Origin of the sequence: Actinomadura macrotermitis (assembly GCF_009604375.1) — a bacterium.
In the GTDB taxonomy this organism is placed as follows: domain Bacteria; phylum Actinomycetota; class Actinomycetes; order Streptosporangiales; family Streptosporangiaceae; genus Spirillospora; species Spirillospora macrotermitis.
The window spans coordinates 138,956-151,944 of record NZ_WEGH01000002.1 but is presented as its reverse complement, the minus strand read 5'-3'; the positions used below and the strand labels follow the sequence as shown (position 1 = coordinate 151,944).

7 protein-coding genes are annotated in these 12,989 nt (G+C 74.9%); 2 read left to right on the top strand and 5 right to left on the bottom strand.

The genetic code is table 11. The annotated features are described in order from the left end of the window. The first annotated feature begins 66 nt into the window (after nt 1-66). Nucleotides 67-3,024 (top strand): glycosyltransferase family protein, encoded by a 2,958-nt coding sequence (locus ACRB68_RS12445; protein WP_194293290.1) that lies wholly within the window; start codon nt 67-69, stop codon nt 3,022-3,024. Nucleotides 3,025-3,033: 9 nt separating this feature from the next. Here ACRB68_RS12445 and ACRB68_RS12440 read toward each other — a convergent pair whose 3' ends face one another. Both ACRB68_RS12440 and ACRB68_RS12435 read right to left on the bottom strand, forming a co-directional pair. Continuing rightward, the gene (locus ACRB68_RS12440; RefSeq protein WP_153532681.1) at nt 3,034-4,794 is read right to left on the bottom strand and encodes a DUF4434 domain-containing protein; all 1,761 of its coding nucleotides are present in this window, start codon (nt 4,792-4,794) and stop codon (nt 3,034-3,036) included. 41 nt (nt 4,795-4,835) lie between these two features. Further along, a complete protein-coding gene (locus ACRB68_RS12435) occupies nt 4,836-7,595 on the bottom strand; it encodes a beta propeller repeat protein (protein ID WP_153532680.1) in 2,760 nt (919 codons plus the stop codon). Between the two features lie 194 nt (nt 7,596-7,789). On the opposite strand from ACRB68_RS12435, the gene ACRB68_RS12430 reads away from it, so the two are divergent. After that, entirely contained in the window at nt 7,790-8,824 is a 1,035-nt protein-coding gene (locus ACRB68_RS12430) for a hypothetical protein (RefSeq protein ID WP_153532679.1), read from the top strand. Here the strand turns inward: ACRB68_RS12430 and ACRB68_RS12425 are convergent. The 3 genes from ACRB68_RS12425 to ACRB68_RS12415 form a co-directional block, all read right to left on the bottom strand. Next, on the bottom strand, nt 8,821-9,900 hold the full coding sequence (locus ACRB68_RS12425; RefSeq protein ID WP_153532678.1) for a glycosyltransferase family 4 protein: 1,080 nt from the start codon (nt 9,898-9,900) through the stop codon (nt 8,821-8,823). The genes ACRB68_RS12430 and ACRB68_RS12425 overlap by 4 nt on opposite strands. 70 nt (nt 9,901-9,970) lie before the next feature. Continuing rightward, entirely contained in the window at nt 9,971-11,230 is a 1,260-nt protein-coding gene (locus ACRB68_RS12420) for a nucleotide sugar dehydrogenase (protein WP_153532677.1), read from the bottom strand. A 23-nt stretch (nt 11,231-11,253) separates the two neighbouring features. Continuing rightward, nucleotides 11,254-12,975, bottom strand: coding sequence for a glycosyltransferase family 4 protein (locus tag ACRB68_RS12415; protein ID WP_194293289.1), 1,722 nt, complete (start codon nt 12,973-12,975; stop codon nt 11,254-11,256). Between the last annotated feature and the right edge of the window lie 14 nt (nt 12,976-12,989).

Below are 12,989 nucleotides of genomic sequence, written 5' to 3'. Positions count from 1 at the left end.
GAACGGAGCGCCGGGATGTACGAGGGTGTCGAGGCTGGCGGACGGCTACGCCGGGACGGGAACCACATGGCCAACAGCGATCGGATCTCCGAACTGTACAAGGGCGAGATCTGGGGAGCCCGGGTGCAGCGGATCGCCCGGGCGCGCGTCGACTGGCTGGTGGGGCAGGCCGCGGGCGAGGTCCTGGACATCGGCTGCTCCCAGGGCATCGCGTCGATCCTGTGCGCGCGGCGGGGGCTGCGGACCGTCGGCCTGGACAGCGAGCGGGACCGGATCGAGTACGCGCTGGCCGACCGGGACCGCGAGCCGCAGATCGTGCAGGACCTGCTGGAGTTCCGGGTGGGCGACGCCCGGCAGCCGGACCTGCCGCCGGACTCCTTCGACACCGTGCTGCTCGGCGAGGTCGTCGAACACCTGGTGGACGCCTCGCCGATCCTGGACGCCGCCCGGCAGGTGCTGCGCCCCGGCGGCAGGCTCGTGCTGACCACGCCGTTCGGCTACCACCCCCACCACGACCACCGGGCCACCTTCTACGTGGCCTCCCTGCTGGACCTGGTCGCCCCCTACTTCACGCCGCGGTCCCTGGACGTCGTGGACGGCTACTTCCGCTGCGTCGCCACCCCCGGCGCCATGGACCCCGCGGCGAAGCAGGAGCTCCTCGCCGGGCTCCAGCCGGTGCTGGAGCAGGAGTTCCTCGCCGTCGAGCGCGACCTGCGCGAGGCGCGGACGCGGGCCGAGGCGCTGACCACCGAGCTCGCCGCCGCGCGCGAGCAGGCGGGCGGGTTCGCACGCCTGGAGGAGCGCCTCGGCGCGATCGCCGACCAGCAGCACACCGCCCTCGCCGACCTCGGCCGCCGGCTGGAGGAGGCGCGGGCCGAGGCCGACCGGCTCAAGGACGAGGTCCGCGCGGCCAAGGAGGAGCTCCGCAGGGAGAAGTCCGCCGCCGAGGAGCGGATCAGGCTGGCCAAGAGCCGCGTCGCCGAGCTGGAGAGGGCCGCCGCCGGCCTGCAGAACGTGCAGGGCAAGCTCGATTACCAGGAGTACCGGACGCGGTACCTGGACTGGCAGCTGAAGTCGACGCAGACGCGCCGCTGGTGGCGGGTCGGCGAGTCGCTGTTCGGCGTCAAGGAGGACCCCAGGAACCTGCTGGCGCTGCCCGGCGAGATCATCCGCGCCTCGGTCAAGATGCCGATGCCCGCGCCGCCGCAGAAGCCCGCGCGGCGCCGGGCGCCCGCGCCCGCCGCCAAGGCGCTGCCGGCCGCCACGGGCGCGGCGCCGAAGCCCGCGGCGCCCGCCACCCGGCCGATGCCGGAGATCCCCGAGGTCGCGCTGCCGGACGGCCCGGTCTCCCGGCCCGGCCTGACCGTCGCGACCATCCTGGACACCTTCTCGGAGATGGCGTTCAAGTACGAGTGGCGGCAGGTCGCGCCGACCCCGGACGACTGGCGCGAGGTGATGGAGCGCGAGCGCCCCGCGCTGCTGTTCGTGGAGTCGGTCTGGCAGGGCAACCAGGGCGCCTGGTTCAAGCACGTGCACGGCCCGACCGCGCCCAGCGACACGCTGCGCGAGCTGGTCGCCTGGTGCCGTGAGCAGGGCGTCCCGACGGTCTTCTGGAACAAGGAGGACCCGCCCAACTTCGACCTGTTCATCGAGTCCGCCCGGATCTTCGACTGGATCTTCACGGTGGACGCCGACAGCGTCCCGCGCTACCGCGAGCTGGTCGGCCACGACCGGATCGGCGTGCTGCCGTTCGGCGCCCAGCCGCGCGTCCACAACCCGGTGAGCGTGCCCGGCGGCCGCCGCAACGACGTGGTGTTCGCCGGCACCTACTTCACCCAGAAGCACCCCGAGCGGCGCGTGCAGATGGAGACCGTGCTGCGCCCGGCGACCGAGTTCGAGCTGGACATCTTCAGCCGCGTCGACCCCGGCAACCCGCGCTACGCCTTCCCCGAGCCCTACGCCGCGCACGTGGTGGGGAGCCTGCCCTACGAGCGGATGCTCGCCGCCTACAAGGCCTACAAGGTCTTCCTGAACGTCAACTCGGTCGTGGGCTCGCCGACCATGTGCGCGCGGCGCATCTTCGAGCTGTCGGCGTGCTCGACGCCGGTGCTGAGCGCGCCGTCCCCGGCGATCGAGGAGATCTTCCCGGGGCTGGTGTCGGTCGCGCACACCCCCGACGAGGCCCGCGCGCACCTGCGGGCGCTGCTCGGCAGCGCGCCGCTGCGCGACCGGCAGGCGCACCTGGCGATGCGCGAGGTGTTCGCCAAGCACACCTACGCGCACCGCGTCGACCACGTGCTGGAGACCATCGGGCTGCCGTTCCCGGTCCGGGAGCGGTCGGTGTCGGTGACCGCCTCGTCCAACCGGCCGGGCCAGCTCACCCACCTCATCGAGCAGGTCGCGGCGCAGAGCGTGCGCCCGCTGCAGCTCGTGCTCGTCCTGCACGGCCTGGACCTGGACCCCGGCGTGGTCCGGGAGAAGGCCCTCATGGCCGGGCTGGAGGACGTCGTGGTGCTCGCCGCGGACGCCGGGCTGAACCTCGGCCAGTGCCTGAACCTCGCCGTCGACGCCGCCGACGGCGACGTGGTCGCCAAGTTCGACGACGACGACATCTACGGCGAGCACTACCTGAGCGACCTGCTCACCGCCTTCACCTACACCGACGCCTCGATCGTCGGGAAGGCCGCCTACTACGCGCACCTTCAGGCGAGCGACGCGGTCGTGCTGCGCCGCCCGGTCCAGGAGCACAGCTACGTGGACCTGGTCGGCGGCGCCACCATGGTCGTCGAGCGGGACCTGCTGCGCCGGCTCCGCTACGACGAGACCGCGGTCGGCGAGGACACCGGGATGCAGCGGCGGGCGGTCGCCGAGGGGGCGCGGATCTACTCGGCCGACCGCTTCTCCTACGTGCAGGTCCGCCGCGCCGACAAGGCGTCGCACACCTGGCGCATCGAGGACGAGGAGTTCGTGCGGAGCGGGCGGGTGGAGTTCTACGGCTCGCCCGAGCGCAGCGTCATCTTCTGAGCGGGCGCCTCAGTAGCGCAGGCTGTACGGGTTCGAGGCGATCTTGCCGGTGGCGTTGACCACGTCGACGTGGATCCAGAACCGGGGGGCCAGGCCGGTGACGCCGAACGGCACCCACAGCCGCCCGCCGCCCCGCGGCTCGGCCCGCACGATGCGGTTCTGCTGCGTCCAGTGGTCGTCGTACCAGGTGAGCGTCACGCCGGCGCCCTCCAGCCGGTGGCCGCTGAGGAGCAGCCCGTCCCGGCCGCCCTCGCGGTGGCGGACGGCGCCGGTGAGGATCGGCCGGTCCCAGTCGGCGGCGATCTCCTCGCTCAGCGTGGCCGGCCGGCCCTCCCGGCAGGTGAACAGGCCGTTCCACTTGAACGAGACGATCTTGCCGACCGCGCCGCCGGCGGCGGTGACGGCCCGGTCCAGCCGGACCTTGTCGGTGCGGCCCCGCGCGGTGTCGGCGGCGCACCCGCCGGCGGCCGTCGGCTCGAAGCCCTCGATGTTGGCCCACAGCTCGAACGGGCGGCCCGCCCGGGCCAGGGCGTCGCGGGCCCGCGCCGCGGCCGCGTAGTAGGCGCCGGTCGGCGCGAGGTAGGCCTGCCCGTAGGTGCTCTCCCCGACACCGGGCACCGGCTTCAGCCGCGGGTCGACGGGTTTGCCCGCCTCGTGCTCCCAGTACAGGGCGCCCTTGCCGGTGCCGCGCCCGTCCTGCGGCGCGATGATGTCCGCGCCGGTCCCGGCGACGGCCTCGACGCCCTTCTCGATCGCGGCGGGCCCGGTCGGGTCGCCGGTCCGCCGCCGCGCGTCCCAGTAGGGGCTGACGAGGATCTTCCGGCCGGGCAGCAGCTCGCGGACGGCGGCGTGCTGGGCGGTGTAGGTCTGCAGGTTCGGGTCCTGGCCCGGGTTCGGCCAGTCCCGCAGCCGCACCTCGAAGGTCTGGTAGACCCCGGCGAACGACGGGTGCCCCCGCAGGCGGCGCGCGTAGTCCTCCAGCACGACCCGGTTGACGGCGAGCGCCACGTCCCGGTGGGCGACGTCCACGTTCCAGCTGCGCCGGGGCTGCGTGGGGAACGAGGGCAGCCCGGCGTACACCTTCATGCCGAACCGGTCGGCGTCGCCGAGCAGCCCCGCCGTCCAGTCGTCGGCCGAGCCGGCGATCAGCACCAGCGCGTAGGGGCGGCCGGCGGACAGGTCGCAGGCGCCCGACGCCGGGTCGGCGACCGGCAGCAGCAGGCGGTGGTAGATCCGGCCGCCGGCGACGATCCTGGCGTCGGACCTGGCGCAGCGCAGCGCGGCGTCGCCGAGCCCGTCGCGGGACGCCATCGCGTAGACCTGCGCGATGGAGTTGCCGGCGCTGCCCGCGCGCAGCGTGTCCAGGGCCGCCTGGTAGCAGGTGCGGCCCCGCTGGACGCAGTCGCGGAAGTCGGGGTCGGGCGTGCCGTCCTGTCTCAGCAGCCGTCCCTGCAGGTCGACCTGCCGCACCTGCAGTTCCGGGCCCGAGGTGATGACGGTGTCGCCGCCGATGCGGTGCATGCCCTGCAGGGCCTTGCGCGCCCCGCAGCGGTCGCCGTCGGGGAACAGCCAGTACCCCGTCACCGCATAGGGCGCCGTCACCTTGGTGTCGGGGGCGCCGCACGGGTCGCGCCGCGTGCCGTGGTCGTCCTCGCCCGCGCCGCTCAGCCCGCCGACCAGCATCAGGACGGCGACCACGGCCGTCCAGAACACGGCCGACAGGGCGAGGACACGACCGGCCGTGATGGGCGCCGTTCTGCGGGGGAGCAACTGACCCTTTCCGGGGATGGGCATCGGGGGGCGGGTGCCGGTCAGGGCGTCGGGAGACGCCAGAGGGTGGTGCTCTCGCCGGCCGCGCTGACCGTCATGCCGGTGCCGAGCAGGGCGCCGCCGGACTCGGCCAGGCCGTAGACGCGCTGGGCGCCCGGGCCCGACAGGCCGGGACCGCGCGGCGCCGAGACCTGCCAGGCGGCACCGTCGGCCGAGGTCCACAGCCGCACGTCGTGCGCGGCGGGGGGTCCCGACGTGCCGAGCAGCGCGAAGCCCCGGGACGTCGCGAGCACGTTGACCGCCGGGCCGTGCTGCTCGCCCTGCCGGTCCTGGCCGGGCAGCTCGGCGGAGGTCCAGGTCCGCCCGCCGTCGGTGGACCGCGCCGCGAAAGCGCTGGAGCCGCCGGTGGTGAACGCCACCCCGGCGGCGACGGCGGTGGAGCCCTTGACCGCGATCCGCACCAGGTTCGCGTGCGTCGCCCCGGCCGGCAGCGGCAGCTTCTGGGCGGTCCAGCGGCCGCCGTCCGCCGACGTCCACACCGCGGGCCGGGCCTGCTGCCCCGGCCGGCCGGCGGGGTCGGCGACGGCGCCGACCGCCAGGTAGCCGGCCGGGCCCGCGGCCACGTCCGACATCCAGCGCCAGGCGCCGCCGACCCCCTTCAGGTCGCCGTCGCTCAGCCGCTTCCACTCCAGCCCGTTCGGGGAGCGCCAGACCACCGCCGACTGGTCCTTGCCCGCCGTCGCGCTGCCGACCACGACGTAGCCCTGCGGGCCGTGGGCGACCGCGGCGGTGCGCAGCGAGAAGCCGCGGCCCGGGGTGAAGGTCCGGTCCCGCATCCGCTGCCAGGAGTCGCCGTTGGCCGTGGTCGCCACCAGCGGGCGGCCCGCGTCGTCGCCCACGGCCAGCCAGCCGGCGGGGCCCTTGGCGACGTCGGTCAGGATCTGCCGGCCGGGCCCGCCGAGGTTCCCGCCGGCCCGGTGCCAGGTCGCCGCGGCGTCGGTGGAGTACCAGGCCGCGGCGTCGCCGGAGGTGCTGCCGGTCGCCACCACGTGGCCGCCGTCGGCCGCCAGCCCGCGCACCGACCGCTCCGGGTTGACCGCGTCGGGGATCTTGGCGACGTCGATCTCCTGGATCTGGCCGGTGCCGCCGGCCAGCCCGAGGTAGAAGTTGCGGTCGGGGCCCTTCAGCGCGCCCGCGAGCACGCCGGCGCCGTTCGCGCCCGGCGCCACCGCGCTGATGAACCGGCCGCGGCCCTCGCCGAGGTCCGCGCGCTTCCACGAGGCGCCGTCGGTGCCGTGGAAGAGCGCCAGCCGCGGCCCGACCGACGCCAGCACGGCCAGGCCCTGCTCGCTGCCGCTGAACCGCAGGAACGAGGTGCCGGTGGGGTTGTTCAGCCGGCTCGCCTTCGTCCAGGTGTTGCCGTCCTGCGACTGCAGCACCACGCCCGCCCCGTTCTTGGGGGCCTGCCGCAGGGCGAAGAACCGGCCGCCGCTGAAGGCCAGGCCGCGCGACAGGCCGGCCGACCCGTCCGCCTGCGGCACGGTGATCTGGTCCCAGATCCGGCCGTTGTCGGTGGAGCGCCAGAACCCGTCCACGACGGTGCGGGTCTTCCGGTTCTTCTTGTCCTTCTTCACGATGGTGACGGTGCCGGCGGCCACCAGGGCGCCGTTGCCGAAGACGACCCGGTACAGCTCGGTCGCCGAGCCCTCCTGGACGGGCAGGGTGAGCCGGTTGCCGTCCGCCCGCTCCCAGGCGACCCCGTCGGCCGACCGCCACACGACGGGGCGGCCGCCGCTGTGGCCGACGGCCGCGTACCCGTTCGCGGTCCGCGCGGCCTGCTCGACGACGTCGCCCTTGCGGAAGGTGTCGCCGGCGGCGGTGTGCTCGACCCAGCTCTTGCCGTTCTCGCTGGTCCAGGTCGTCATGTGCTCGGAGGAGCCGCTGAGCGCCAGCCAGGCGCCCGCCGTCCCGGCCAGGATCTTGGGGGCGCTGCCCGCGGGCTCGCCGCCGCCCTGCGCGGTGACCGTGCCGAGGCTCCAGTTGACGCCGCCGTCGCCCGACACCAGGAAGCGCGGGCGGCTGAGCGCGCCGCCGTACTCGGTGCCCGCCGCCACGACGGTGGACCCGGCGCCGCGCACGTCGTTGAACGCCTGCTCGACGGTGTCGAACCGGGCCTGCGGGCCGAGCCCGAACAGCTCGTCGGCGAGCCGGGCCTGCTGCGCGGCGGGGGCGGGCCGGGCGTCGCCCGGCCGGGTGAGCACGAAGGCCGCGCCGGCGCCGACCGCGACGAGCGCCACCACGGCGCCGCCGATCACCAGCAGGCGCTTGCGGCCGCCGCCGCGCCCGGCGGGCTTGTTCAGCCAGGGCTCGCTGGGCGGCAGGCCGGCCGGGCCGGCCGGCGCCGGACCGGGGAGGGGGACCGCGGCGGCCGGCCGGTCGTTGCCGGGCGCGCCGACCTCCCAGGGCTGGGCGACGACGGGGGGCGGGCTGAACGGCTTGTGGCCGGACGGCTCGGCGGGCTTCGGCGGCGGCGGGGGCGCGGCCGACTCCCAGGGCTGGGCGACGACCGGCGGCGGGCTGAACGGTCGGTGCTCCTCGACCGTGGGTGTCGCCGAGGGCGGCGCGGGCGCCGGGGGTGGGGGCGCGGCGGCCCAGTCCGGCGGGGGCGGGCCTTCCGGCTGGACGGCCCACGGCGGAGGCGGCGGGGCGCCGGGCTCCTGGTAGGGGAAGGACGGCGGCGGAGGGGGTGCCTCGCCGCTGTCGGCCGACGTCGTGCGCGAGTCGTCCTCTGGCGTGCTCACGAACCCCTCCGGATGGGCAGTCCCAAGTACAAAATCAGCGAAAAGTAGCTTATGGGGTCGGTGGGGCTCGCGGGCGGCGGAACGCCATCCGGCCGGGTGGACGGAGGCGGCGCCGCGGCGAAGTTCTTACGGAGCGCGAACGTCAGGGCGTTCTCGCTGGTGAAGGCGCGGTTGTGATCTCTATCGTCCCGGACATGAAGATCGTTTCCCCCCGGCGCGGCCTGGCCGCGCTCGCCCTCACCGCCGCCCCCGCGCTGTCGCTGCTGCCGGCCCAGGCCGCGCACGCCGCGGAGGCCGCGGTCGCCTCCACCACCGTGTCGCCGAGCGTCATCAGCGCCGGCCAGGAGGCGATCCAGACGGTCACGCTGGCCGAGCCCGCGCAGGCCGGCGGCGTCACCGTGCAGCTGCGCGACCTCAACGTGTCCGAGGACCCCAACTATTTGCAGGCGACCGGCCACAAGGTCGTCGTGCCGGCCGGGCAGCGCAGCGTGAGCTTCCCGATCCGGGTGCAGTCGGAGATCGGCGGCTCCACCACGGACCTGCGGGCCGTCGTCGGCGAATCGCACGCCGAGACCCAGATCACCGTGCGGCCTCAGGAGACCAACGGGCAGGGGGTCCTCCAGGAGGTCACCGAGTTCCTGCTGAACGGCCGTCCGTCCGCCGGCACGGTCGTGGCGGGCGCCACCGTCACCGGCACGGTGAAGCTGAAGGCCCCCGCGCCGACCGGCGGGCTGGCGGTGGACATCCGCAACCACCCGGGCGACACCGCCGCGCTGCGGACCCCCGCCTACGTCGTCGTGCCGGCCGGCTCCACCACCGGCACCTTCACCTTGAAGGCCCTGCCCGACGACGGCCCGAAGTCGGTGACGGTGAGCGCCGACCTCGGCCACGGCTTCGTGCTCAACGGCGCGACCGTGGTGCCGAAGGGCTTCTCGGTGGGCGCCCTGCGGGGCCTGCACACCCCCTGCTCCACCTACTGCAACCCCAACTGGGGCGTGGTGAGCGTCGGCGACCTCTGGCACCCCTTCGGCGCGGTCATCAAGCTGCAGAGCAGCAACCCGGCCATCAAGGTCCCCGAGAAGGTGGAGATCCCGGCCGGCAAGCCCGACGCGGGCTTCACCTTCGACGTCGAGCAGGGCACGGCCCCGGGCACCACCGGCACGGTCACCGCGACCTGGCAGCTCGGCCTGGCCGGCCCGGTGACCGCCAAGGTCTACGTCCAGAACTAAGCGGCCCAGCGTTCGAGGTGGGCGACGAACTGCTTGCCCTGGTCGGGCCAGTGGTAGTGCAGGCGGGCGGCGTGGTGTCCCGCGGCCGCGAGGCGGTCGCGGAGCGCCGCGTCGTCGCGCAGGCGCAGCACGGCCTCGACGGCGGCGACGGCGTCCTTGAACGGGACGACCAGGCCGCTGCCCGCGCGCGTCACGATGTCGGCGGCGGCGGGCAGCGGCGTGGTGACGACCGGCACGCCGTGCGCCATGTACTCGATGACCTTGGTGGGCACCGAGTGGCGGTAGTTCGGTTCGTCGCGCAGCAGCGACAGGCCCGCGAGCGCCCCTTCGACGAGGCGCAGCGCGTCGTCGTTGGCGCGGTAGCCGTGCCAGCGCAGCAGGCCCTCGCGGTCGGCGTCGCGCAGCAGCGCGGTGGTGCGCGGGTCGGCGCCGCCGATGAGGTCCACGGTGACGCCGCGCGGGCGGAGCAGCCGGGCGACCTCGATGAGCTCGGCCGCGCCGCGCGCCGCCGTCAGGTGGCCGAGGTAGACGACGCGGTCGGCGCCCGGCGGCGGCGGGACGTCGTGCGAAACGTAGGTGGTGTTCGGGACGACCGGGTGTTCACGCCGGAAGCGCGTCCGGTAGCCCTCTTCCGCTAGGAGGAGGTGCAGCTTTCGTTCGGCGTAGCGTTCCGCGGCCCGGACGAAGGGGCGCGGCAGCAGGCGGAACGGGCGCGGCAACCAGGTTTTGGTGCTCAGTGCTGCTGCGGTGTCCTCGTGCACGTCCCACACCGTGGGCGGGCGGGACAGGAACGGCAGGACCAGCAGCAGTTCGGGGTCGTGCAGCAGCAGCAGGTCGGAGTGCGGTGCGTGTTCGGCGATGGCGCGACGGGCCACACGCAGGGCGCGTAGGCGGCGGCGGCCGGTTGCGCGCGGGACGTCCACGGCGGTGACCTCCGGCCACGGGACGGCCCCCACGGCGGAGAACGGCGCGATGTAGGTGACCTCGTGGCCCGCGTCGAGCAGCGCCCGGATCTGGCGGTGCAGGATCCGGGCGTCCTCGGCATGGTGGACCACCGTGCACACACAGACACGCATCGCCTTCACTGCTTTCGCGGGGGACGGGTGATCTGTAGGACGCGCGATGGATGATCTTGGGTTACCGGGCTCACAGCGATTCGACGGTGGGCCGGTCCGGGACGGCGCCGCGCGTGTCGAGCAGCAGCTTCGCCCGGTCGGCCAGCTCGGCCGCGTCGTAGTCGCGGTGGTTCTGCAGCAGCAGCGTCAGGTCGGCCTCTTCGAGGGCGGCGGGCAGGTCGCCGGCGCGCGGCACCGGGTCGCCGTCGACCTCCCAGGACGGCACGTGCGGGTCGTGGAACACCAGCTCGGCGCCGAGGCGGCGGAGCCGGCGGGCGACCGCGAGCGAGGGCGATTCGCGCTGGTCGGCGATGTCGGGCTTGTAGGTGACGCCGAGCAGGAGGACCTTGGCGCCCTTGAGGGCGCGGCCTTCGCGGTTGAGGAGCTGCTGGGCGCGGTCGGCGACGTAGCGGGGCATCCGGTCGTTGATCTCCTGGGCCAGTTCCACGAACCGGAAGGGGTAGCCCAGGGAGCGGACCTTGTACGACAGGTAGTTGGGGTCGATGGGGATGCAGTGCCCGCCGACGCCGGGTCCGGGGCGGAAGGCCTGGAAGCCGAAGGGCTTGGTGGCGGCGCAGTCGATGGCGTCCCACAGGTCGATGCCGAGTTCGTGGCAGAAGACCGCCATCTCGTTGACCAGGGCGATGTTGACGTGCCGGTAGGTGTTCTCCAGCAGCTTGGCCATCTCGGCCTCGCGGGTGCCCTTGGCCTGCACGACCCGCTCGACGAACTTGCCGTAGAAGGCGGCGGCGGCCGACGCGCATTCGGGGGTGTGCCCGCCGACGATCTTGGGGGTGTTGTGCACGCCGTAGACCGGGTTGCCCGGGTCGATGCGCTCGGGGGAGAACGCCAGGTGGAAGTCCACCCCGGCGGTCAGGCCGCCCGCCTCCAGCAGGGGGCGCATGACCTCGTCGGTCGTGCCGGGGTAGGTCGTCGACTCCAGCACGACCAGCATCCCCGGCCGCAGGTGCTCGGCGACGCCGCGGGTGGCGCCGACGACGGCCGTCAGGTCGGGGCCCTGGTCGCTGGACAGCGGGGTCGGCACGCAGATCACCACGGTCCGGGCGGTGGCGATGACGGCGGCGTCGGCGGTCGGGCGGAAGCCGCGCGCGACCATCGCCGCGACCTCGGCGTCCGCCACGTCGTCGATGTGCGAGCGGCCGGCGGCGAGACCGTCCACGACGGCGGCGTCGCGGTCCAGGCCGGCGACGCGCAGGCCGGCCCGCGCGGCCTCCCGGGCGAGCGGCAGTCCCACGTAGCCGAGGCCGACGACGACCAGGTCGAATTCCATCCGAGCCCCCTAGTGCGCGCTGGTCAGCAGGGGACGTCCAGGGACCGGTAGGCCTCGTGCAGCCGGCCCATGCCGGTACGCCAGGTCCGCTCCCGGCGGACCCAGTCCCGTGCCGCATGGTGCATCTGTTGCGAAGACGGACTATAGAGGAGCTTTTCCAGCACTTCGGAGAGCTGGTCCGGATTGTTAGGGAAAGTTAGCTGCCCTGTCACCCCGGGCTCGACGATCTCGCGGAGCGCCGGCAGGTCGCTCGCCACCACCGGCACCCCGCCCGCCATCGCCTCCAGCGGCTTCAGCGGCGTGACCAGGCGGCACACCCGCTCGTCGCGGCGCGGGACGACGAACGCGTCCAGCACCGCGTGGTACCGGCGCACCTGGTCGGCGGGCACCCGGCCGGGGAACAGCGCCGCGTCGCCGAGGCCGAGCGCGGCGGCGCGCTGCATGAGGGCGGGCCGCTCGGGGCCGTCCCCGACGAGCAGCAGCCGCACCGGCCGCCCGCGCCGCCGCAGCTCCGCGCCCGCCTCCAGCAGGGTGTCCAGGCCCTCGTAGCCGTAGAAGCTGGTGGTGGTGCCGGCGACCCGCTCGTCCGGGCCGATGCCGAGTTCGGCGCGCAGCGCCGCGCCGTCCGGCAGCGGTTCCAGGAACTCCTCGTCCACCCCGTTGGGGATGACCACGACCTGCCCGGCGGGGACGCCGCGCGCCACGATCTCCGCGCGCATCGTCTCGCCGAGCGTGACGACCAGGTCGGCGGCGCGCATGCACGCGGTCTCCAGGTCGCGGCTGAGGCGGTAGAAGTCGCGTCCGGCGTCGCGGCGCGGGTCGCGCGACAGCCACGACTCCTCCAGGAAGCCGCGCACCTCGTACACGACCGGGACGCCGTGCCGCTCCCGCAGCGCCAGCGCGATCTGCGCGTTGACGTGGTTGCTGGCCGCGTGCAGCACCGCCGGGCGCAGCCGCTCGACCAGCCGCGACGCCGCGTCCACGTTCGCCTCGATCGCGCCGCGCGCGGTGCTCGGCAGCCGCCAGGGCAGCAGCCGGTGGTAGGGGACGCCGTCCACCTCGATCCGCGGGCGCGGGTCGGCGGCGCCCTGCGCGACCGGGAAGCCGAGCCGCGTCAGCACGTGCGGGTCGAGCCCGGCCGCGCGCTGCGCCGAGGCGATGCGGTGGGTGCGCACGGTGTAGCCGGCGTTGGTGGTCGGCAGCGCGTTGGTGACGATGTGCAGCACCCGGCCGGGCACCGGTTCGGCCGTCCGCCCGGGCCTGCCCTCGGGCACCCAGGTCAGCGCGTCGATCCGCCCGGCCAGGTCGCGGTGCAGCCGCCGGGCCGGGGCGAGGCCGCTGGACGCGGCGGTGTCCAGCGCGTCGCGCAGGCGGCCGTCCTTGGCGGCCAGCCGGCCCTCCAAGTAGCGGCGCCGGGCGTCGCCCTCGGGGAGGCGGGCCAGCAAGGACTCGGCGGCCTCGGGGCGCTCGACGGCGACCGCGAAGGCCGCCAGCCGGCGCAGCCGGCGCGGGTTCGCCGAGGCCCCGGCCTCGGCGGCGGTGCGCAGCGCGTCGTCGCGTCGGCCGAGGTCCCACAGGCCGTAGGCGGCGGGGACAGGTCCGGCACGCAGTAGCATTCCGCGCGTGACGCGCCGGATCGGCGCCGGCAGCACCCGCAGCGCGAGCAGCGGGGCGCGCGCCGGTTCGGTCCGCAGATGCCGGACGGCGACCTGCGGGGCGAACGTGATCGCCTTGGCCCAGGACATGGGCTGTAAGTCAA

Excerpts from the sequence above, each read along its gene's own strand:
- ACRB68_RS12445 (WP_194293290.1), top strand. The coding sequence starts at position 67 with ATGGCCAACAGCGATCGGATCTCCGAACTGTACAAGGGCGAGATCTGG.
- ACRB68_RS12420 (WP_153532677.1), bottom strand. The coding sequence starts at position 11,230 with ATGGAATTCGACCTGGTCGTCGTCGGCCTCGGCTACGTGGGACTGCCG.
- ACRB68_RS12425 (WP_153532678.1), bottom strand. The coding sequence starts at position 9,900 with ATGCGTGTCTGTGTGTGCACGGTGGTCCACCATGCCGAGGACGCCCGG.
- ACRB68_RS12430 (WP_153532679.1), top strand. The coding sequence starts at position 7,790 with ATGAAGATCGTTTCCCCCCGGCGCGGCCTGGCCGCGCTCGCCCTCACC.
- ACRB68_RS12415 (WP_194293289.1), bottom strand. The coding sequence starts at position 12,975 with ATGTCCTGGGCCAAGGCGATCACGTTCGCCCCGCAGGTCGCCGTCCGG.